We start from the raw sequence: 20769 nt of genomic DNA on the forward strand, positions 1-20769 counted from the left end.
ACGCCTGCCCGGTGCCTGAAGGTTAAAAGGAGGGGTGAGAGCTCTGAATTGAAGCCCAGGTAAACGGCGGCCGTAACTATAACGGTCCTAAGGTAGCGAAATTCCTTGTCGGGTAAGTTCCGACCTGCACGAATGGCGTAATCATGGCCACGCTGTCTCCACCCAGGACTCAGTGAAATTGAAATCGCAGTGAAGATGCTGTGTACCCGCACCTAGACGGAAAGACCCCGTGAACCTTTACTATAGCTTGGCACTGAACATTGACCCTACATGTGTAGGATAGGTGGGAGACTTTGAAACTTCGTCGCTAGATGGAGTGGAGTCAACCTTGAAATACCACCCTTGTAGGTTTGATGTTCTAACATTGTTCCCTGATCGGGAATGTGGACAGTGTCTGGTGGGTAGTTTGACTGGGGCGGTCTCCTCCCAAAGCGTAACGGAGGAGCACGAAGGTTGGCTAATCCTGGTCGGACATCAGGAGGTTAGTGCAATGGCATAAGCCAGCTTAACTGCGAGACAGACACGTCGAGCAGGTACGAAAGTAGGTCATAGTGATCCGGTGGTTCTGAATGGAAGGGCCATCGCTCAACGGATAAAAGGTACTCCGGGGATAACAGGCTGATACCGCCCAAGAGTTCACATCGACGGCGGTGTTTGGCACCTCGATGTCGGCTCATCACATCCTGGGGCTGAAGCCGGTCCCAAGGGTATGGCTGTTCGCCATTTAAAGTGGTACGCGAGCTGGGTTTAGAACGTCGTGAGACAGTTCGGTCCCTATCTGGTGTGGGCGTTGGATGATTGAGGGGAGCTGCTCCTAGTACGAGAGGACCGGAGTGGACGAACCGCTGGTGTTCGGGTTGTTTTGCCAAAGGCATTGCCCGGTAGCTACGTTCGGAATTGATAAGCGCTGAAAGCATCTAAGCGCGAAGCGAGCCCCAAGATGAGTCATCCCTGTACGTTTAACGTACCTAAAGGGTTGTTGAAGACTACGACGTAGATAGGCAGGGTGTGGAAGCGTAGCAATGCGTTGAGCTAACCTGTACTAATTGCCCGTGAGGCTTAACCATACAACGCCCAAATGTCTTTAGACATGGTGTTGTGGTGACAAGTAACAATATAAGATGAAGAGTAAGACTAGAGAACGACTTTAGCCTCGATTATTTGCTCAATAAGAGCATCAGCTTTTACATATTAAAGACATTAACAGTTTTTGTCTGGCGGCCATAGCGATGCGGTCCCACCTGATCCCATTCCGAACTCAGAAGTGAAACGCATTAGCGGCGATGGTAGTTTGGGGTTTCCCCATGCGAGAGTAGCACACTGCCAGACTCCTATTTAGAAGAAGGGCTATCCGAAAGGGTAGCTCTTTTTTGCTATATGGCATTTGAAAATAACTGGCTAACTGGTGAAGTTTAGGTGCTGCTTCATACCAACTCTAGTCATTAATGTTTTTGATGTCTAAATAGAAACAAAAAAGCGCTGTTATTAGCGCTTTTTTGCTTGATAAAAAATTTTAGTGGGTGTGATTACTTTCTGCTTCTGTGTGAGGGTGGCCGTGGGCTATTTCTTCTTCAGTTGCTTCTCTGACATCCAATATTTCTACATCAAAAGTTAACGTTAGGCCTGATAATGGGTGGTTGCCATCTACTATTACTTCGTCATCCGTTATATCTATAATCATTACTGACTGTTCACCGTCATCTGTTGTTGCTCTAAATGTCATCCCTGGCTCTACATCCATATCTTCAAACATTGATTTGGGTACCGCTTGAACAAGTTCATCATGTCGTTCACCGTAGGCTAGCTTAGGCTCGATATCAATAATAAACTTGTCGCCAACTGTCTTACCTTCCAGTTCATCTTCTAACCCTTGAATCAGAAAGTGACTTCCTTGAAGAAAAATCATCGGTTCATTTTCTTTAGATGAATCTATTTGAGTTCCATCTGCAGAAGAAACAACGAAATTCATGGTGACGATAGTATTATTACTTATGAGCATATTTTTCCTGTAATTTAAACTTTATCTATTAGTGTTATTGGATTTTGTAAGGTAATGTTTCAGTTGTAAAAATCACACTAGGACTAGATTTTAACCTAAACACTGACGGAATAGCAGTGTCTATAGGAAGTACGGCTAATATAGTAGTTTGATTGTTAATAGATGCACTACGTAAAATTTTACCTCCGGGGCGCCAATTTTCCCCTACTTGGTATTCTAATGATTGACCTGTGAGATCCTCGGTGGTTAAACGTGCTGAAAGTATGAAACTGGCTCGTTTATTACGTCCAAGGTATTTTGTACGTGCAACGACCTCTTGACCCATATAGCAGCCTTTATCGAAGTTAATAGCGTTTAACGCCTGTAGATTAAGCATTTGTGGCACATACTCGTTACTAGTTTCAACTTTTATTTCTGCAAGCCCTGATTTTATATCGTCCAATTCCCACTCTTGGTCTTCTGGTTGCAACGAGAGAGCTGGTAAGCTAGCTTTTTTCTGAACTACTAAATAGCGTGGTGAAGGACTTTCAATGGATATGACTAGACCACTATCGTTAGATACTGTTGATTGATGCTCTTTGGGTAAGCTACCGAACTGTTCAGTAATATATTCTTCAAACTCAAGACCTTTTCCACCGAGCACCTGCCAGTTATCAGAGTCATCATTAATGTCAACCTTAGCAAATACACCATATTTGTTTAATTCACCTAAAGAACGAGTTAACGCAGTTTTATGAGTTACAAGAAGTATCGAGTCTTCCCATGATAGAATATAAGAAACGTTCCATACCTTACCTTTAAAGTCACAATGGCAACTCAATAAAGATTTAGCCTTAGTTAGGACTTCGATATCAGCAGTAACTTGGCCTTGCAGATACTTAACACGTTCCTCACCTTGTAGCTGTATGATTCCTTTGTTGTTTAATTCACAAATGTAACTTGTATTTTGGGGAACAGAATCAGTAACTGACATAGGTAACTCTCTTTAATTATCATAATAAAAAGTAATATGGGGGGGCAGTTTGATTTCCCAAGGAAAGATCTAAAAAGAAAGTCGGTTTACTGCTATTATTGCCTAATACTTAAAGTCATTCATAATGACTTAGATTTTTAACAGGGTTTATGAGGGTGTAGATGTTTGATAAGCAGCGTTATGGTCGGCTTAAGTGGGCCTGTCGAAGAGGAATGTTAGAATTAGATGTTCTTTTCATGCCTTTTGCTGAATCTGGATTTCTAGAATTATCAGAGGAGAAGCAAGAGTTATTTGAACGGTTATTAACTTTTGATGACCCCGATTTATATGCTTGGTTCATGGGGCATCAAGCTTGTGAAGATAAAGAAGTGGATAGTATGATTAAGCATATTTTGAGCCGTGTTAAAGTATAGGATTGATTTAAAACATTCCAATTATAAGGCCTTTTTATTAATGATGACTTACCTAGTCGTCGTTGCTTCTATTTTTACATGGCAATCGAGCCTATTTAAGTACCAATTAGTGCTGCAAGTATTTATTGCTATTGCAGTGCTTATATTGGCTTTAAAATCCTTACACCTACACAAATTAAAAAGGCTACCAACAATTATTTTCTCAGAAGATGGGGATTGGATAGAAACGGTAAGGGGGGGGCAAGTCAATTTTCGCCTGAGTGCACAATCTAGAGTCACTGGGGTTTTGTTATTTATAAATATTATATCCCCACTTACTCCCGATAAATCACAGTGGCGTCTTGTTTATAAAGATCAAGTAAATGAACGAACTTTTAGGAGACTTTGCAAAGCTATAATTTATAAACAGCAAACTGTGAGTCGTAGCGTTTAGCTATGCTAGAAAGCAAACCAACTTTGTATCTATCTAGCTTTCCCAGTCTTAAGTATTTATTAGGACGTCTTACTTTTAGCTTTGCTAAAAAGCTCAAGGAAGGGAATATACCTAATTCTTTACCAAGACTAGAATACATCATTGATGATGTCAGGCCTGACCAAGACAAACTTGCTATCTTTAATAATGTAACTCATTGGAACTTTAATGAAGACCTAGTTCATCCGTGCTTTTTATACACAACTGCTTTTCCTTTACAAATTGCGTTAATGCTTCTACCTGACTTTCCATTTCCAATCTTTGGGTTGATACATATACGCAATAAAATTACGCAATATCGGTCAATTAGGTTAAATGAAAGGTTGCAGTTCAGGTGCAAGTTTGCGGAGTTGAATAGACATTTAAAAGGGTGGGAGTTCTCAATAAAAGTAAGAGTTTATAGTGGCCCTGAATTAGTGTGGGAGAGTCTCAGTACAAATTTATATATAAGTAACAAGACTAATTATAGTAATAATCACATCACAAGTAGTCTAGAAAGTTTGAGTTATGGGGCTTTACAGCTTAAATCAAATATTGGAAGAAAATACGCTCGATGTTCGGGAGATTACAACCTAATACATTTAAATAAATGGTTCGCAAAGTTATTCGGTTTTAAAGTACACATAGCACACGGGATGTGGAGCAAGTCTTGGTGTATATCAACTCTGCACTTGAAGCATCCAAGTTTCTTTGAAAGAGCTTTTTCTGTGGATGTAAGTTTTAAAAGTCCATTATACCTACCAAACAAGATTAATCTATTTGTAGATAAAGCTGATGTTGAACTGAATAAAAATCTGCGATTTATTGTAGAAGGTATCAACTCTAAAAAGCATTTATTGGGCGTTCTGGAGTTACTTTAGACTAATAGTAAATTGATCATATACTAAGTTTACAAACGTTTATTTGTTAGGATGGTAGGTTTGGGGTCTTCAAGTTTATTCGGAAAATCTATATTGTAATGTAGTCCTCGACTTTCCTTTCGCATTTGGGCGCATTTAACAATTAACTCAGCCACCGTTAGTAGGTTTCTAAGTTCAAGTAAATTGTTACTTACTTTGAAGTTAGAGTAATACTCATTAACTTCTTGTTTTAATAGTTTAATCCGATGTTTTGCCCTTTCCAAGCGCTTTGTAGTGCGAACTATCCCAACGTAGTCCCACATAAATAATCGCAATTCATGCCAATTGTGTTGAATGATAACTTCTTCGTCAGAGTCACTAACCTGGCTTTCATCCCATGGGATAATTTTTTCGTTTGTGACTTCATTACTTAACTTTTCGCTAATTAATCTGGCTGACGAGTGGGCATAGACAATACACTCTAGTAGTGAATTACTGGCCATGCGATTAGCGCCGTGTAACCCCGTATAGGCAACTTCGCCAATAGCAAACAAATTGTCTATATCCGTTTTTGCACACTCATCTGTTACGACCCCTCCGCAACTATAATGTGCGGCGGGAACAACAGGTATAGGATCTCTTGTAATATCTATACCCAATGAACGGCATTTCCTATAAATATTCGGGAAATGTTTTACAATAAAATCACTAGGCTTGTGACTTATATTTAAATACATACAGTCGGCGCCTAAACGTTTCATTTCAAAATCTATTGCCCTCGCTACTATATCTCTTGGCGCTAAATCGCCTCTTTCGTCAAACTTATGCATGAACGGCTGTCCATCAGGGTGGCAGAGTTTAGCTCCTTCTCCTCTAAGTGCTTCTGTTATTAAAAAGTTTTTGGCTTCTGGGTGGTAAAGACAAGTTGGGTGAAATTGATTAAATTCCATATTTGCAACCCTGCAACCGGCGCGCCAAGCCATTGCAATTCCGTCTCCACTAGCTACATCGGGGTTTGAAGTGTACTGATAGACTTTGCTTGCGCCACCTGTTGCCAAGGTAACAAATTTGCTGCGGATTACTTCGACGACTTCATTTTTTCTATTCCATACATAAGCACCTAATAAATGCTTATCTATGCTCTTACTTTTGATTAAATCAATAGCGTTATAACGTTGAAAAAGATGAATGTTAGGATGTTGTTTAACTGCTTCGATTAGAGTGGTTTGTACTGCTTCGCCTGTAGCATCTGCTGCGTGCAAAATGCGTCTGTGGCTATGGCCTCCTTCTCTCGTTAGATGAAATCGAGTTTCGCCGTTTATATTTTTTTCTTGATCAAAAGGCATCCCAAATTTGATCAGCCACTCCATGCATAGCTTTGCTTGTGAGGCCGTAAATTGAACTGCGCCTTTGTCACATAATCCAGCTCCCGCTAATAAGGTGTCTTCAACATGAGACTCAACTGAATCACTTTCATCAAAGACTGCAGCTATCCCCCCTTGAGCATATTTGGTAGAACCTTCAGCAATATCACTTTTACTCAACACAATAACTTGGCAGGTATCCGCTAGTTTTAGTGCATGACTTAAGCCTGCTGCGCCACTGCCTATAATAAGTACGTCACATTGGTGTTCAATAGTAGAATGCATAAGGTAAACTAAAGGGAAATCGAATATAGGAGTGGCAATACTAATTTACAGGCTGTAAATTACAACGTTTTTCGTCTTCATGTTGGCTATCATAGTCATATTAGCTAGATTATTGTTTGATATAATTTTATTTATTTTAGAAAAAAGTAGGCGCTACGAGAACTTTTTAATAAATCTAGAGTCAATATTAGTGCTTGCATGAGCCATGGTATATTTTCGTTAGGAGTAAGGGCTCGAATGAGCGAGCAGATAACAGATCAACAAATTGTTGAAAGGGTGCAGAGAGGCGACAAGAATGCTTTTGGTTTGTTGGTAAATAAATATCAACATAAGGTCGCATATTTAGTTTCTCGGTATGTTAAGAATTCTGGTGATGTAGCTGATGTTGCTCAGGAGGCTTTTATTAAAGCTTACAGAGCGTTACCAAATTTTAGGGGCGACAGCGCATTTTACACTTGGTTATATCGAATAGCGGTTAATAGTGCGAAAAACTATTTGGTTTCTCAGGGAAGAAAGCCGCCTGCAAATGATGTAGATGCAGAGGAAGCTGATTTTTATGATGGGAGCGACGCGTTAAAGGAGAATAACTCTCCTGAAAAGAATTTGATGTCAGACCAAATGTCTAAATTATTATTTGAAGCGATGGACAAGCTTCCTGAAGATTTACGTATGGCGATTAGTTTGCGTGAATTAGAAGGACTAAGTTACGAAGATATAGCGAACGTAATGGATTGTCCTGTTGGTACAGTAAGGTCTAGAATTTTTAGAGCTCGTGAAGCATTAGATAAAGTGATTCAGCCATTACTTATGAATGGTTGAGTTAGTTTGGATAAATTATTTTTAAGAAAATTAGCAGGAATTGTATTGTATGTCGCAAAAGCTTGAAAATTTGTCAGCACTAGTTGATGGAGAGGAGTTAGTTACTTCTTCCTCTGATAATCATTTGATTGACGATGTCAAAAATGACGCAGATTTAATGCAAAAATGGAAAAATTACCACCTAATTCGTGATAGTTTGCGTAAAGAACTGCCAGTTCAACTTGATTTTGATGTAGCTGATAAGGTTGCCGCAGCTCTCGAGTCAGAGCCTATGATCATCGCCAGTAAAAAAACTTGGAGAAATATTCCAATTATTGGTCAAGTAGTACCTTTTGCGAAGCAAGGTGGACAAATGGCAGTTGCTGCATCTGTGGCTGTTGCTATGATTCTTGGTGTTCAGCAACTTAATCAAGCTGACACTGATACACCATACTATGCTGCTCCTCCTATCTTAGGTGTACAAGGTGGCCTGTCTCCGGTTAGTTATGATCAGACGAGAGCTCTACCCCAAACAAATGAAAGTGAGCAAAGACGCAGAGTTAATGCATATATAGTTGATCACAATCAACAAATGCGTTTTAAGTCAATTGAACAAGTTTCCAATAACGCAGTATCTTCTGAGCAAGGTATGGCTACCGAGGATCAGGTTAATACTGTTGAAAACATTCCCGAGTAAATTTATGTGTGGAGCCTTGTTGGCTCTGCTATTTCTGCCTATAAATTTTAATGCTGTCGCTCAAGCAAGCGCTACAGCTGCTAAAGAAGTTCTTAACATTGATGTTCCTGCCCCTAAAGTAACAGCTGAAACATGGCTGAAAAAAATGTCACATGCTATGAAGTCACTGAATTATAGTGTTTCACTAGTGTTACTAACACCGGGAAATGATGCTCAGCCATACCTTTGGCTTCATGGTGTAGATGACGAAGGTATAGAATTAGAACAGCTTAACTTATTAAATGGTCCAGGACGCGAAGTTGTCCGTATTGGCAACAAAGTCAGTTACTTTGAACCTAATGTTCCCCCATACAGTTTGGCATCATCAATTATAAATAGCCCTTTACCCAGCGACTTTTTTCGACATCCAGAGAAGTTACTAGAGGGGTATGACTTTTTTATGATCGGTCGCAGTAGGATTTCGGGACGTGCAGCGCAACAAATAAGAGTGTTGAGTAAAGATAAAAGTCGTTATGGTTTAAATCTTTGGTTAGACCAAGACACAGGTTTATTGCTTAAATTGAATATGTTCAGTTTAAAGTCCGAGTTGATAAAACAGATTCAAGTTACAGGACTGAATATCACTGATAAACCGGATGAATTTTTCTCTAAAGTTGAAAACAGTATGTTACCCGAAGTCATTAACTATCAATCTAATAAATTTAGCAGTTCTGATTGGGACATTAAATATTTGCCACTTGGAATGAAAATTATCAAACGGGATTTACATCGCTTGTCTGGCACAGGAAAAACCGTTGAATATATTATGTTGAGTGATGGGTTAGTTGATGTATCTGTATATCTTCAAGACTTCGAGGGTGAAGAGCCTATAAAAAATTTAGTGGGCAAAGTGGAGTCCAATACCTTATTAACTATCCAGCAGGGTTTGCTTAATATAACTGTAATAGGAAAGATTCCTGCTGAAACGGCAAACAGAATTGCCACTTCAATACAACGTGTACATTAAATGATTGAAGAAATTGGTGTAGTAAGTGATATTAAACAAAAAGATGGCGACCAAATTATTTGGGTGGAAACTCATATTAAGTCAACGTGTGGGAGCTGCGAAGTTGAATCTAATTGTGGTACTGGAAGCATTGCTAAAGCCTTTGTTAGAAAAAAAGAGCTATTACGTTTTAAGGTTAGCCAAACAGTAACCCTAGGGCAAAAGGTTAAAGTTGGTATACCTGAAGAAAGCATACTTAAAGCTTCATTTATGGTGTATCTCATTCCGTTAAGTACGCTGTTGTTATCAGCCATTTTTTTTCAATCTATATTACCTAGTTTGGGTTTGAAAGCTGAAGAATGGACTATTGGTTTTGCATTTTTCAGTACTTTCATTAGCTTTATGATGATAAAAATGCATCTTAAAAATAATGGCAGTGACGAATTTTATCCCCGCATTATTTCTGTATTGCCTTTAGACCAAGATAGAATTGATGTGAAACAAGTCTAGTCTAAGGGTATTTTCTATTATTTAAGTTCATTCGAAGCATTTTCTGACACAAAAGCTATAAACAATGTTCTTGTTATGTCGCAAAGTTAGGCATAAAACTGTAAAATCGCCCTCTATTTAATCATTTGCTCCTATCAATCTTCTTGTTAATTTTAGTTGATTGTTAGTGAAGCTCAGAGACACGGTAATTTCTTAAACTTTATGCAGCACAAGCACATACGTAACTTTTCTATTATCGCCCATATTGACCATGGTAAATCCACATTATCAGATCGCTTAATTCAGCACTGTGGTGGGCTTACAGAAAGAGAAATGGCAGCCCAAGTTCTTGATTCAATGGATATCGAGCGAGAGCGAGGTATTACCATTAAAGCACAAAGTGTAACTTTGAATTACACAGCAAAAAATAGTGAAACCTATCAATTAAATTTTATTGATACTCCAGGACATGTTGATTTTACATATGAAGTCTCACGCTCTCTAGCAGCTTGTGAAGGTGCACTGTTAGTGGTTGATGCAGGCCAAGGTGTTGAAGCTCAAACTTTGGCTAATTGTTACACCGCTATTGATCTTGATATGGAAGTTGTTCCTATTCTAAACAAGATTGACTTGCCTCAAGCAGAGCCTGATCGTGTTGCTGAAGAAATTGAAGATATTGTAGGTATTGATGCTATAGATGCAGTTCGCTGTTCAGCAAAAACCGGAATCGGCATTGAGGACGTGCTAGAGGTTATTGTTCGTCAAGTTCCCCCTCCTGAAGGTGAAATCGATGCTCCTCTTAAAGCCTTAATTGTAGACTCTTGGTTCGACAACTATCAGGGTGTGGTATCCCTTGTACGCATTATACAAGGGGAGTTACGTAAAAATGATAAAATTAAAATTATGTCAACTGGTGGGGTTCACCAAGCAGATAAAGTAGGTATCTTTACTCCTAAAGCAACGGATACTGGTGTACTGAAAGCTGGTGAAGTTGGCTTTGTTGTTGCTGGTATTAAAGAGATTCATGGGGCTCCGGTTGGGGATACCATTACTTTAGCGCGAGAGCCTGCCTCAGAAGCTTTACCTGGTTTCAAGAAAGTTAAACCTCAAGTTTATGCAGGACTATTTCCCATCAGTTCAGATGATTATGAAGACTTTCGTGATGCACTTGCTAAGTTAAGTTTAAATGATGCCTCGTTATTTTTTGAGCCAGAAAGCTCATCAGCGTTAGGGTTTGGTTTTCGAATTGGTTTCTTAGGTATGCTGCATATGGAAATCATTCAAGAACGCCTTGAACGAGAGTACGATTTAGACTTGATCACCACGGCACCGACTGTAGTATATGAAGTTGTAACCACAAGTAATGAAACCGTATATGTAGATAACCCTTCAAAGTTACCCCCTGTTAACGATATTGAAGAGGTTCGTGAGCCAATCGTTGAGGCACACATCTTAGTACCTCAAGAATTCTTAGGTAATGTAATTACGCTATGTGTTGAAAAGCGCGGTATGCAAACTAATATGACTTACCACGGAAAACAAGTCGCGGTTACTTATGACATGCCTATGGCTGAAGTGGTAATGGACTTTTTTGATAGACTTAAATCTACCAGCCGTGGCTTTGCTTCTTTAGATTATAATTTCAAACGTTTTCAAGCTGCTCAGATGTCTCGTTTAGATATATTAATTAATGCAGAACGGGTCGATGCCTTGGCTATGATTACCCATAAAGATAATGCTGTCACTCGAGGCAGAGAATTAGTAGAGAAGCTTAAAGAGTTAATTCCAAGACAAATGTTTGATATTGCAATTCAAGCCGCTATCGGTAATCAAATTGTGGCGAGAAGTACCATAAAGCAACTACGTAAAAATGTAACTGCGAAGTGTTATGGTGGTGATATTAGCCGTAAGAAAAAGCTTTTACAGAAACAGAAAGAAGGTAAAAAGCGAATGAAGTCAGTGGGTAATGTAGAGCTACCACAAGAAGCGTTTTTAGCACTATTAAAGGTAGGTAAATAAATGGCTAACTATTTTTCAATATTCTTGGTGGTTTTGACTGTCGCTTCTGGTTTAATTTGGTTAATCGATAGTTTTATGTTCGCTCCTAAACGTCGAGAGCGTCAGGCTATTTCTAGCAGTGCTAATTCAGATATTTTGGCAAAGGACCAAGACGTTCAGTTACCTTGGTTAGTTGACACAGCTCAACAAATATTTCCTGTCATTGCTTTTGTGATGGTTTTACGTTCATTTTTATATGAACCATTTCAAATTCCTTCTGGTTCAATGATGCCAACTCTTTTGGTTGGGGATTTTATTCTGGTTGAAAAGTTTTCTTATGGTTTAAAAGATCCTGTTGCGCGCAAAAAGTTCGTCGACCTTGGTGCGCCTGAGCGTGGCGATGTGGCGGTTTTTAAATTCCCACCCAATCCGCAACTAGATTACATTAAACGAGTTGTAGGTTTACCTGGTGATACCGTTATATACCGCAATAAACAATTACAAATTAAACCTGCATGCGACACTGCTGAAAATTGCGCTCCTATGGAAACGGTTGAATTAAAGTTTGAAAGTAGAGGTGATGCATATCAACAGTTTTCACCCTTAGAAAAGTATACTGAGCAATTAGGTGATGTAAGTCATCAAATTTACAGAAAAGCTGGTCGTTCGAATTATATAAACCGTTATTTTCAGCAACCAGGTACTCAAAATGATGAGTGGATTGTTCCTGAGGGACAGTATTTCGTGTTAGGTGATAATCGCGATAATAGTGAAGATGGTCGCTTTTGGGGATTTGTACCAGAAGAAAATCTAGTGGGTAAAGCCGTTGCTATTTGGATTAGTTTTGAGTTTGATAGAGTTCCAAGTAGTTGGGTTCCAGGCTGGATCCCAACTGGTGTTAGATTTGAACGCGTAGGTAGTATTATATAAATGTCTAAAGTTGACCCTTATTTACCTTTATATCGACGCTTGAATTATACCTTTGAAGAGCCAGAAAACTTAACTCTAGCTTTGACTCACAGAAGCGCTAACAAGACTCACAATGAGCGCCTAGAGTTTTTAGGTGATGCAATTCTTGGAATGGTAATTGGTAAAGGACTTTACTTACGTTTTCCAACTCAACCTGAAGGTAAATTAACACGAATGCGTTCTAGTCTAGTGAAAGGAGACACCTTAGCTGAAGTTGCACGAGAGTTTCAATTAGGTGACTTGTTGCTATTAGGCCCTGGCGAGTTAAAAAGTGGAGGATTTCGTCGAGACTCTATTTTAGCTGATGCAGTCGAAGCCATCATTGGGGCTATCTATTTAGAAGCAGGTATGGATAAATGCGAAACCCTAGTACTTGAATGGTTTGCTGATCGAATACAGGCGCTTGATCCTGATGCGGTATCTAAAGATGATAAAACTCGGCTTCAGGAATATTTACAAGGTAATAAATTACCTTTACCCCTGTATGAAGTTACTGATGTAAAAGGAAAATCACATGATCAAACTTTTTATGTTGAATGTACGGTAGAGGTTCTACAACAGTCAGTTTTAGGAAGAGGCAATAGCCGAAGACGAGCTGAGCAACAGGCCGCTAAAAAGGTATTAGAGAAACTTACCCATGGTTGATGAAATTAATGATTTTAACCCAGTGCCAGATACATATTGCGGCATGATTGCAATTGTTGGGAGGCCTAATGTAGGTAAATCGACGCTACTAAATAAGCTTTTAGGGCAAAAAGTTAGTATTACGTCTCGAAAGCCGCAGACAACCCGCCATAGAATTATGGGGATAGATACAGAAGAACAAAGACAAGCTATTTATGTAGATACACCCGGGTTACACATTGAAGAAAAAAGAGCCATTAACCGTTTTATGAATAGAGCAGCATCAAGCTCTATTGCTGATGTGGGTTTGGTGCTTTTTTTGGTGGAAGGCACTAAGTGGACTGACGATGACCAAATGGTATTAACGAAAGTGCAACAGGCTAACGTGCCTTGTTGGTTAATCGTTAACAAATCAGATAACGTAAAAGACAAAAGTCTGATGATGCCTCATTTAAAGTGGTTAGGTGAGCAGCATGAATTTAAGCACATTATGCCAATTTCCGCTAAGACAGGTAGAAATGTAAACGAGTTAAGAGATTTGGTTTTAGATACCCTACCTAAAAGTGAATTCTATTACCCAGAAGACTATATTACAGATCGTTCAAGTCGCTTTATGGCTGCTGAAATTGTTCGTGAAAAGTTAATGCGTTTTACAGGAGATGAATTACCTTATTCTATTACTGTTGAGGTTGAACAGTTTATGTTGGCAGATAACGGTATCTACAGAATAAATGGGTTAATTTTGGTTGAAAGAGATACTCAAAAAAGTATGGTCATAGGAAAAGGTGGGCAACGTTTAAAAACCATTGGTGCTGAAGCTCGAAAAGATATGGAAGCTTTATTTGACACCAAGGTTTATTTGGAGTTGTGGGTTAAAGTCAAATCGGGTTGGGCTGACGATGAACGAGCACTTCGCAGTTTGGGTTATGGAATGGATAACTAGAAGGAATTCATATGCGTTCAATAAGTGATATTCGTAGAGATTACACCCAAGCGGGATTAGATTCAAAGGATTTGACCCCTGAACCTTTTGCACTTTTTGAGCGCTGGTTACAAAACGCTATTGACGCTGATTTAAGAGACCCAACTGCAATGACGGTTGCGACGGTGGATGACTCTGGTCAGCCGTCACAACGTATCGTTTTGCTCAAAGATTTTTCCGAGAAAGGGTTTGTATTTTATACCAATACTGAAAGTAAAAAAGCTCAAGAATTATCTGTGAACCCTAAGATATCTTTGCACTTTCCATGGCATTTATTAGAACGGCAAGTCAAAGTATGCGGTTTTGTAGAGTCTTTGCCTAAAATTGAAGTCGCAAAATATTTTTTATCTCGACCTAAACCTAGTCAAGTGGCTGCTTATGCTTCCGCACAGAGTCGCCCCGTAAGCAGTAAACAATTATTACTTTCTAAGTTTAATGAAGCTAAGGCCAAGTTTGCAAATGGCGATGTTCCCCTGCCGTCTTTTTGGGGTGGATATAGAGTGGTCCCCCTCGAAATTGAGTTTTGGCAAGGTGGAGAACATAGGCTGCATGACCGTTTTTTGTATACTAAAAACAATCAAGACCTCTGGCAAACTGAACGTTTAATGCCTTAAATATTTAGGTCTTTTAGATGTTCATAGATAGCCATTGTCATATCGACTTTATAGAGTTTGATATAGACAGAGAGTTTGTATTACAACAATGTATTAAGCAGGATATCTCACAGTTAGTTGTTCCCGGCACTCGCGTAGAGCATTTTGAACGTCAACTTCGTTTAGCTAATACTTTTCCTGCAATCCGTAATGCTTTGGGGTTACACCCTTATTTTTTAGATACTTATCGTGAAACACATCTAAATGAGCTGCAGAGTATAATTGAAGAAAACTATGATTCAATTGTTGCGTTAGGTGAGGTTGGTTTGGATAAAGCTATTTCAATTGATTGGAAAGTGCAGGTTAAAGTATTTCAGGAACAAGTAGAAATGGCTAAGTCTTTCCAATTACCCCTGATACTTCATCATAGAAAATCTCATAACGAAATATTACAGATATTAAAACAATGTAAGTTTAATCATGGGGGGATTGTGCACGCGTTTTCTGGCAGTTTGCAGATAGCTGAAGCATATACTGAACTGGGGTTTGCAATTGGTGTAGGTGGTGGGATAACTTATCCAAGAGCACATAAAACCCGAAAAGCTATTGAGCGATTACCATTATCAAGCTTAGTACTTGAAACTGATTCACCAGATATGCCTCTTAACGGTTATCAAGGAAAAAGAAATTCTCCTTTAAAGCTTCCTATTATTTTTGACGCGTTGCTAACATTAAGAACTGAATCAACCAAAGAAGTACAAGAAGCGTGTTTCCAAAACGTGTTTAACTACCTCGTTCACATGTAACTGGCAGTTAACTACCTTTTAACTGTTTTGTTTTTTGAGGCGCTTTATTCGAAATTTATAGAAGGCTCTGGCTATTAATATGCCACCAACCGCAGCTAATAACATTAACATTTGTAATTGTTGGTCCAACTGCCTTTGATATTCACTATGAAAGCGCATCACCTCTTTTTTCTTAAGTAATAATGTTAGGTAACCAATTATTTGATTTTCATAGGTAATGTTTCTTACAAATACTAAAGGAGGAAGGCTACCTATCTTATGTGCAGCTACTAAAGAGGAGGCGCTTTTATTATCTGCTAACAATAAACCTTTTTTATCGTATAGGATTGCCCCTTGGACATGTGGATCATCTGTAACATATGCGAGCTGTTTTATTAAGGTCTCTGAATCTTGCTCTAATATAGCTGTTGTCAACATGTTAGCGGATAAAGTAACTAAGCTATTACCTAGCTGGTTTGCTTGTTTATAATGCCAATTTGCAGCTTGTTCAGAGTTTATTAACCAAAGATTAATAGATGTGAGTATACCTGTTACCACCAATAACAAATTTGCTATTCGTTTAAATATTGAATAACGGCTTGGTTTTTGTTGAGGGGCAACTAAAAATGCAGTGTTTGAATTTTCCATAGGCAAAACAATATGATAAAACGCGAGACAAGCCAAGTAAATTAGAACGATTGCTTGAGTATGTGCTAAATAAGGAAGAAATCTAAGTATAAAATTTACACTCAAGTTTGGTTTATAATGAAAAGTAGAAAACACTTTGTTTTTCAGTGATGGTTATCATTATTTTCTATTTAAATGGTACCCTAATTATATTGAAAACCTCACTAAAGACTCCATGCTTGTAAGGCAATAATCTTTAGTCATGAAGGACGGTTATGATTTCTGTAAAAAATTTAGTTAGGTCATTTGGTGATTATTCTGCAGTTAGTGATATATCGTTTGATGTAAAACTCGGTGAAGTTGTTGGTTTTTTGGGACCAAATGGGGCAGGTAAGTCAACTACAATGAAAATGTTGACAGGGTTTTTAGATCCTTCTAGTGGAAGAATAACGGTAGATGATTTATCTATCATTGACGCTCCTTTAAAAATAAAACAAAAAATTGGTTATTTGCCTGAAGGTGCGCCTGCATACGGTGACATGACGCCTTATCAATTTTTACTGTTTATTGCCAAAATTAGAGGTCTTAAAGGTAAAGATAGAACGGCTAGGGTTAATGATGTGATTGAGCAAGTCCAATTGCACGAAGTAATAAATAAACCCATTGATAATTTATCAAAAGGGTTTCAGCGCAGGGTAGGGCTTGCGCAAGCTATAATTCATGACCCACAAATTCTTATTTTAGATGAACCTACTGACGGCTTAGATCCCAATCAAAAGCACCAAGTTAGGAAACTAATTAAGAATCTATCAAAAGACAAGATTGTTATTATTTCTACACATATCCTTGAAGAGGTGGCAGCGGTTTGTAATAGAGTCATGATTATTTCAAAGGGAAAGTTATTGTTTGATGATACTCCGGAAGCGCTGAGTCGAAAGTCTAAGTATTACGGAGCTGTCACATTACAATTCAGCTATCCAGCCGATGCATCTGAATTGGGCGAACTCGATGGGGTCGCTGCAATGGAAGAAGATTTAGAAAATAGACGCGTTACGGTTTTTCCTCTCCCTGGTGCACAAATTTTACATTCAGTCACGGCACATGCCCACCATTGTAGGCTACCTGTTGATAGCTTATTTGTAGAGCAAGGTCGTCTTGACCAAGTTTTCCGTGATATCACACAAGAGGTAAACGTTTAATGAGAAATGTAGGTATTTTGTTTAAGCGAGAATTCTCAAGCTTCTTTTCCTCTCCAGTGGCTTATGTTTTTATTGGTATTTTCCTTATTCTTTCTGCTGTTTTTACATTTTTTGTAGGAGGGTTTTATGAGCGAGGGCAAGCTGATTTATTGCCTTTCTTTAATTTTCACCCATGGCTGTATTTGTTTTTAGTTCCTGCAATAGCAATGCGAAGTTGGTCTGAAGAGCGTAAAACAGGCACCATAGAACTACTCATGACATTACCGATTAGTGTATCTCAAGCAATGGTTGCAAAGTATTTGGCTGCTTGGTCGGTGTTGGGTTTGTCTTTGCTGTTAACTTTTCCATTGTGGTTAACTGTCAATTATCTCGGAGCCCCGGATAACGGTATAATTTTAGCTGCTTATATAGGCAGTTGGTTTATGGCCGGAGGATTCTTAGCTATTGGGTTGTGTATGTCAGCCCTAACTAAAAACCAGGTCATTGCATTTATTTTAGCTATCGTTGTATGTTTTGTTTTTGTGGTAAGTGGCACTAATATTGTTCTCGATGCCTTTAAATCATGGGCACCTAGCGCTGTTATTGATATTGTGGCCTCATTTAGCTTTTTGTCACACTTTGAAGCTATGGCAAAGGGAGTCATTGCGCTTACAGATATTGTTTACTTCTTGCTAGTTACATTTGTGTGGTTGTATGCAGGAATGCTACTGATTGAACAAAAGAAGGCTGACTAATTATGCAGACTAAATTAACGACTTATGTAAGCCTTTTGTTGATTACTATCCTCTTTATCTCATTGGTTTTTATAAATAGTAAGTTGCTTGCACCTTACCGTATAGATCTCACAGAAAACCAAGTGTATTCACTTTCTGAAGGAAGTAAAAAGGTTATTGAAAGTATCGATGAGCCTATAAATTTATATTTTTTCTTCTCTAATAAAGCTTCAAAGAACATGGTTAGTTTACGTAATTATGCAAACCGAGTAGAGAGCTTACTTAATGAGTACGAAACGTTAGCTAAGGGAAAATTGAAATTACATATTCTAGATCCTGAAGCATTTTCTGAGGAAGAAGATAAAGCTGATCAATTTGGGTTAACTGCAGCCTCAATTGGAGCGGCTGGTGAGATAGTTTACCTAGGTTTAGCGGCAACTAATGCTTTAGACGATCAGCAAGTCATTGCCTTTTTTGACCCTCAAAAAGAAAGCTTTCTTGAGTATGAAACCAGTAAGCTGATATACCAGCTTACTGATCCTAACCCTATAAATGTGACGTTAATTACTGATTTACCTGTTGCTGGCGGACAAAACCCCATGACAGGTCAAATGGAGCCTGAATGGAGCTTTTACACGCAGCTTCAACAATTGTTTAAAGTCGAGTCTCTCGATAGTAAAGCTAGCAGAATTCCCGATAATACTGATGTTCTGGTACTTATCGACCCTAAGGGGGTTAGCGAAAATTTGCTCTTTAGTATTGACCAATTTGCGATGCAAGGAGGAAAAGTACTGGCATTCGTTGACCCTATTAACGAAAGTGACCCATTTGCTATGGGAGGGGCAGTAGAGCCTAACGCAAACAAGTCGAATATTGTGTCATTACTAGAAGCTTGGGGCGTACACTTTGATAATCAAAGCGTCTTACTAGATGCAATGTCTGGGCTTGATATTAGAACCCAAGATGGTGGAGTCGCTCGTCATTTTGGGTTTGTTGGATTGTCTAACGAACAGTTGAACAAGGGAGATGTAGTTACATCAAGTTTAGACGTAATAAATGGAGCATCATTTGGTGTTATTGATTTAACTGATGATAGCCAATTGAGTTTTTTACCTCTTATTCAGTCAAGTGAAAACTCTGATTTAATCTCAACTGAACAGTATGCCAGTTCTAGGGACCCTGATGAGTTAGCTAAAGCCTATGAGAGCCAAAACCAAACTTATGTTGTAGCCGCAAGGGTTTCAGGTAATGCAAAGAGTATGTTCACTCAAGTACCGGATACTTTAGAAGCCAGCTCACTTAAACGTAAGCTTGTAACGTCAACTAATAATTTAAATTTGATACTAGTTGGAGACTCTGATGTTTTAAGTGATAGATTTTGGGTTCAGCAATCTAATTTTTTTGGACAAACTATCTTTACACCTTTTGCAAATAATGGTGATTTCATAATTAATGCTGTTGAAAACTTTGGAGGGAGTGACGCTTTGATAAGTATACGTAGTAGAGGTACTTTCGCGCGTTCATTCAACAAAGTAGATGAACTAACAGTTATTGCTGAACAAAAATTTCGTGAGCAAGAGCAATTATTAGAAGCACAGTTAGCTGATACTGAACAGCAATTATTGCAACTGCAAAGTCAACAGAGTGACCTAGGTAATCTTGTTATTACCCCTGAGCAACAAATTGCAATTGATGAATATATGGACAAGAAAATAACCATTCGAAAGTCTTTACGAAATGTTAGGCATCAATTGGACAATGACATCGAAACCTTAGGTAATTGGCTTAAACTGATTAATATCGTTTTTGCCCCAATTTTGCTAATTCTTTTACTGGTAGTTGTTAGGACATTGATTACTACAAAGTTTCGAATAAAAACTCAAAATATTAAGGATGTTCCTGTTGTATGAATAAATCTTTCTGGTTTTTAGTCTTGTTTGTTGTGGCTGCTTTAGCTGGAGGACTCTGGTTATTTCAGGAGCCAGTTGAACAAAATAAAAGATCTGAACCGATATTCAAAGATTTCAGAAGAATCGTCGACACCTTGCAAAGTGTTACCATCACAAATGCACAAGGTACTTTGTTCGAAGCAGATAATGAGAATGGGGTTTGGTTAGCATCAGTGAAAGCTGGCCAGCCCAAATACCCAGTAGCAAAGCAACATTTAGCTGATTTACTGCAAACTTTAACTCAAGCTAAATTACTAGAAGCTAAAACGCGTAAAGCTGAAAATTTCTCTCAGCTAGGACTACAAGCGCTTTATGCTCAGGACAGTATAGCATCGCTCATTACTTTGGAATCAAGCAGCAGTTCAAAAAGTTTAATGGTGGGTAAGATGGCCACATCTGGTCACGGTAGCTTCATTCGTAAACCATCAGAAGCGCAAACATGGCTAGCAGATAGATACATTGAAGTCCCAGTAGATAAGTTTGCATGGTTGCAGCAACCTATCTTGCCTTACCAAGCGGAAGATATTGTATCCATTAGTAGAGTTGATCATGATTCTTGGAATATTGTCAGAGATCCACAAAATACAGGTTTTAAGTTGAGTGATATTTCTCAGAGGTCTGAATTGAAATATGATGCCATTTTAAAATCTATAATTGTGTCTATAACAGACCTTAAATTTGAACGTCTATTAGAAAAAGAAAATGAATTGTTAGATTCCTTAGAGGTGTTAACTGAGCTTGAAATACTCGCTGTAGAGAACGTTTCTTTAAAATTGGTTGTAGGTAAAATAAAGGAACAACACTTTGTTTATTTATCAACGACGGATGAAAACCCTTATTGGAGCAATTGGATTTATCAAATATCTAGTTTTTCTGCTCAACAGTTAGTTAAGTCTATGAATGATTTTATAAAAGATAAACCAAGTTCTGAAACTGGCAGTGACTCTACCTTTATGCAATTTTCGATTGATGAAGGTGAGTCTCCTAATTAAACAAAGTTAGGTCTAAGGCATCCA

At 38.5% G+C, this 20769-nt stretch carries 21 protein-coding genes and 2 rRNA genes; 19 read left to right on the forward strand and 4 right to left on the reverse strand.

Annotated features, from left to right (window positions below):
• Positions 1 to 1067 (forward strand): 23S ribosomal RNA (locus ABJD71_RS10445); the annotation flags it as partial.
• Between the two features lie 146 nt (positions 1068 to 1213).
• A 5S ribosomal RNA gene (gene rrf / locus ABJD71_RS10450) occupies positions 1214 to 1329 on the forward strand.
• Positions 1330 to 1513: 184 nt separating this feature from the next.
• On the opposite strand, the gene ABJD71_RS10455 is transcribed toward rrf, so the two are convergent.
• Both ABJD71_RS10455 and ygfZ read right to left on the reverse strand, forming a co-directional pair.
• Entirely contained in the window at positions 1514 to 1999 is a 486-nt protein-coding gene (locus ABJD71_RS10455) for a peptidylprolyl isomerase (RefSeq protein ID WP_348168520.1), read from the reverse strand.
• Positions 2000 to 2033: 34 nt separating this feature from the next.
• A complete protein-coding gene (gene ygfZ, locus ABJD71_RS10460) occupies positions 2034 to 2972 on the reverse strand; it encodes a tRNA-modifying protein YgfZ (protein ID WP_348168523.1) in 939 nt (312 codons plus the stop codon).
• A gap of 161 nt (positions 2973 to 3133) precedes the next feature.
• Between ygfZ and ABJD71_RS10465 the strand changes: the two genes are divergently transcribed.
• The 3 genes from ABJD71_RS10465 to ABJD71_RS10475 are packed head-to-tail and all read left to right on the forward strand — an operon-like array spanning position 3134 to position 4717.
• Positions 3134 to 3385, forward strand: a complete 252-nt coding sequence (locus ABJD71_RS10465; RefSeq protein WP_348168526.1) for a succinate dehydrogenase assembly factor 2 — start codon at positions 3134 to 3136, stop codon at positions 3383 to 3385.
• A 40-nt stretch (positions 3386 to 3425) separates the two neighbouring features.
• Entirely contained in the window at positions 3426 to 3818 is a 393-nt protein-coding gene (locus tag ABJD71_RS10470) for a protein YgfX (RefSeq protein WP_348168528.1), read from the forward strand.
• Between the two features lie 2 nt (positions 3819 to 3820).
• A complete protein-coding gene (locus ABJD71_RS10475; protein ID WP_348168531.1) occupies positions 3821 to 4717 on the forward strand; it encodes a MaoC/PaaZ C-terminal domain-containing protein in 897 nt (298 codons plus the stop codon).
• 29 nt (positions 4718 to 4746) lie between these two features.
• On the opposite strand, the gene nadB is transcribed toward ABJD71_RS10475, so the two are convergent.
• Positions 4747 to 6345, reverse strand: a complete 1599-nt coding sequence (gene nadB / locus ABJD71_RS10480; RefSeq protein ID WP_348168534.1) for an L-aspartate oxidase — start codon at positions 6343 to 6345, stop codon at positions 4747 to 4749.
• A 237-nt stretch (positions 6346 to 6582) separates the two neighbouring features.
• Here nadB and rpoE point away from each other — a divergent pair, with 237 nt between their 5' ends.
• From rpoE to ABJD71_RS10530, 10 genes are all read left to right on the forward strand, one after another.
• Positions 6583 to 7164 (forward strand): RNA polymerase sigma factor RpoE, encoded by a 582-nt coding sequence (rpoE, locus tag ABJD71_RS10485; protein ID WP_348168537.1) that lies wholly within the window; start codon positions 6583 to 6585, stop codon positions 7162 to 7164.
• 49 nt (positions 7165 to 7213) lie between these two features.
• Complete coding sequence (locus ABJD71_RS10490) at positions 7214 to 7840, forward strand: RseA family anti-sigma factor (protein WP_348168540.1); 627 nt, start codon at positions 7214 to 7216, stop codon at positions 7838 to 7840.
• Entirely contained in the window at positions 7821 to 8846 is a 1026-nt protein-coding gene (locus ABJD71_RS10495; RefSeq protein ID WP_348168543.1) for a MucB/RseB C-terminal domain-containing protein, read from the forward strand. The genes ABJD71_RS10490 and ABJD71_RS10495 overlap by 20 nt, the downstream gene beginning before the upstream one ends.
• A complete protein-coding gene (locus tag ABJD71_RS10500) occupies positions 8847 to 9335 on the forward strand; it encodes a SoxR reducing system RseC family protein (RefSeq protein ID WP_348168546.1) in 489 nt (162 codons plus the stop codon).
• Between the two features lie 201 nt (positions 9336 to 9536).
• Positions 9537 to 11333 carry a translation elongation factor 4 gene (gene lepA, locus ABJD71_RS10505; RefSeq protein WP_348168548.1) on the forward strand — a complete coding sequence of 599 codons (1797 nt, stop codon included), beginning with the start codon at positions 9537 to 9539 and terminating at the stop codon, positions 11331 to 11333.
• Entirely contained in the window at positions 11334 to 12242 is a 909-nt protein-coding gene (gene lepB / locus ABJD71_RS10510; RefSeq protein WP_348168552.1) for a signal peptidase I, read from the forward strand. It abuts the gene before it with no gap.
• The gene (gene rnc, locus ABJD71_RS10515; protein ID WP_348168555.1) at positions 12243 to 12926 is read left to right on the forward strand and encodes a ribonuclease III; all 684 of its coding nucleotides are present in this window, start codon (positions 12243 to 12245) and stop codon (positions 12924 to 12926) included.
• A 22-nt stretch (positions 12927 to 12948) separates the two neighbouring features.
• Complete coding sequence (era, locus tag ABJD71_RS10520; protein ID WP_348169351.1) at positions 12949 to 13848, forward strand: GTPase Era; 900 nt, start codon at positions 12949 to 12951, stop codon at positions 13846 to 13848.
• 11 nt (positions 13849 to 13859) lie between these two features.
• The gene (pdxH, locus tag ABJD71_RS10525; RefSeq protein WP_348168558.1) at positions 13860 to 14501 is read left to right on the forward strand and encodes a pyridoxamine 5'-phosphate oxidase; all 642 of its coding nucleotides are present in this window, start codon (positions 13860 to 13862) and stop codon (positions 14499 to 14501) included.
• Positions 14502 to 14518: 17 nt separating this feature from the next.
• The gene (locus ABJD71_RS10530; RefSeq protein WP_348168561.1) at positions 14519 to 15286 is read left to right on the forward strand and encodes a TatD family hydrolase; all 768 of its coding nucleotides are present in this window, start codon (positions 14519 to 14521) and stop codon (positions 15284 to 15286) included.
• 18 nt (positions 15287 to 15304) lie between these two features.
• Here the strand turns inward: ABJD71_RS10530 and ABJD71_RS10535 are convergent, their stop codons facing one another.
• Positions 15305 to 15913 carry an AhpA/YtjB family protein gene (locus ABJD71_RS10535; protein WP_348168564.1) on the reverse strand — a complete coding sequence of 203 codons (609 nt, stop codon included), beginning with the start codon at positions 15911 to 15913 and terminating at the stop codon, positions 15305 to 15307.
• Positions 15914 to 16167: 254 nt separating this feature from the next.
• Between ABJD71_RS10535 and ABJD71_RS10540 the strand changes: the two genes are divergently transcribed.
• Genes ABJD71_RS10540 through ABJD71_RS10555 form a run of 4 tightly spaced genes read left to right on the forward strand, consistent with a single transcriptional unit; the run spans position 16168 to position 20745 of the window.
• Positions 16168 to 17091: an ABC transporter ATP-binding protein gene (locus ABJD71_RS10540; RefSeq protein WP_348168567.1), complete on the forward strand. Its 924-nt coding sequence runs from the start codon at positions 16168 to 16170 to the stop codon at positions 17089 to 17091.
• Positions 17091 to 17825: an ABC transporter permease gene (locus ABJD71_RS10545; protein ID WP_348168570.1), complete on the forward strand. Its 735-nt coding sequence runs from the start codon at positions 17091 to 17093 to the stop codon at positions 17823 to 17825. Before ABJD71_RS10540 ends, ABJD71_RS10545 begins: the two co-directional genes overlap by 1 nt.
• A gap of 2 nt (positions 17826 to 17827) precedes the next feature.
• Positions 17828 to 19714, forward strand: coding sequence for a Gldg family protein (locus tag ABJD71_RS10550; protein ID WP_348168573.1), 1887 nt, complete (start codon positions 17828 to 17830; stop codon positions 19712 to 19714).
• The gene (locus tag ABJD71_RS10555) at positions 19711 to 20745 is read left to right on the forward strand and encodes a DUF4340 domain-containing protein (RefSeq protein ID WP_348168575.1); all 1035 of its coding nucleotides are present in this window, start codon (positions 19711 to 19713) and stop codon (positions 20743 to 20745) included. Before ABJD71_RS10550 ends, ABJD71_RS10555 begins: the two co-directional genes overlap by 4 nt.
• Positions 20746 to 20769: the final 24 nt, after the last annotated feature.

It is taken from the genome of Paraglaciecola sp., assembly GCF_039943935.1.
Classification (GTDB): Bacteria; Pseudomonadota; Gammaproteobacteria; order Enterobacterales; family Alteromonadaceae; genus Paraglaciecola.

Excerpts from the sequence above, each read along its gene's own strand:
- ABJD71_RS10470 (WP_348168528.1), top strand. The coding sequence starts at position 3,426 with ATGATGACTTACCTAGTCGTCGTTGCTTCTATTTTTACATGGCAATCG.
- rnc (WP_348168555.1), top strand. The coding sequence starts at position 12,243 with ATGTCTAAAGTTGACCCTTATTTACCTTTATATCGACGCTTGAATTAT.
- ABJD71_RS10530 (WP_348168561.1), top strand. The coding sequence starts at position 14,519 with ATGTTCATAGATAGCCATTGTCATATCGACTTTATAGAGTTTGATATA.
- ABJD71_RS10455 (WP_348168520.1), bottom strand. The coding sequence starts at position 1,999 with ATGCTCATAAGTAATAATACTATCGTCACCATGAATTTCGTTGTTTCT.
- ABJD71_RS10555 (WP_348168575.1), top strand. The coding sequence starts at position 19,711 with ATGAATAAATCTTTCTGGTTTTTAGTCTTGTTTGTTGTGGCTGCTTTA.
- pdxH (WP_348168558.1), top strand. The coding sequence starts at position 13,860 with ATGCGTTCAATAAGTGATATTCGTAGAGATTACACCCAAGCGGGATTA.
- ABJD71_RS10490 (WP_348168540.1), top strand. The coding sequence starts at position 7,214 with ATGTCGCAAAAGCTTGAAAATTTGTCAGCACTAGTTGATGGAGAGGAG.
- ABJD71_RS10465 (WP_348168526.1), top strand. The coding sequence starts at position 3,134 with ATGTTTGATAAGCAGCGTTATGGTCGGCTTAAGTGGGCCTGTCGAAGA.
- nadB (WP_348168534.1), bottom strand. The coding sequence starts at position 6,345 with ATGCATTCTACTATTGAACACCAATGTGACGTACTTATTATAGGCAGT.
- lepA (WP_348168548.1), top strand. The coding sequence starts at position 9,537 with ATGCAGCACAAGCACATACGTAACTTTTCTATTATCGCCCATATTGAC.
- ABJD71_RS10540 (WP_348168567.1), top strand. The coding sequence starts at position 16,168 with ATGATTTCTGTAAAAAATTTAGTTAGGTCATTTGGTGATTATTCTGCA.
- lepB (WP_348168552.1), top strand. The coding sequence starts at position 11,334 with ATGGCTAACTATTTTTCAATATTCTTGGTGGTTTTGACTGTCGCTTCT.
- rpoE (WP_348168537.1), top strand. The coding sequence starts at position 6,583 with ATGAGCGAGCAGATAACAGATCAACAAATTGTTGAAAGGGTGCAGAGA.
- ABJD71_RS10550 (WP_348168573.1), top strand. The coding sequence starts at position 17,828 with ATGCAGACTAAATTAACGACTTATGTAAGCCTTTTGTTGATTACTATC.
- ABJD71_RS10500 (WP_348168546.1), top strand. The coding sequence starts at position 8,847 with ATGATTGAAGAAATTGGTGTAGTAAGTGATATTAAACAAAAAGATGGC.
- ABJD71_RS10535 (WP_348168564.1), bottom strand. The coding sequence starts at position 15,913 with ATGGAAAATTCAAACACTGCATTTTTAGTTGCCCCTCAACAAAAACCA.
- ygfZ (WP_348168523.1), bottom strand. The coding sequence starts at position 2,972 with ATGTCAGTTACTGATTCTGTTCCCCAAAATACAAGTTACATTTGTGAA.
- ABJD71_RS10545 (WP_348168570.1), top strand. The coding sequence starts at position 17,091 with ATGAGAAATGTAGGTATTTTGTTTAAGCGAGAATTCTCAAGCTTCTTT.
- ABJD71_RS10475 (WP_348168531.1), top strand. The coding sequence starts at position 3,821 with ATGCTAGAAAGCAAACCAACTTTGTATCTATCTAGCTTTCCCAGTCTT.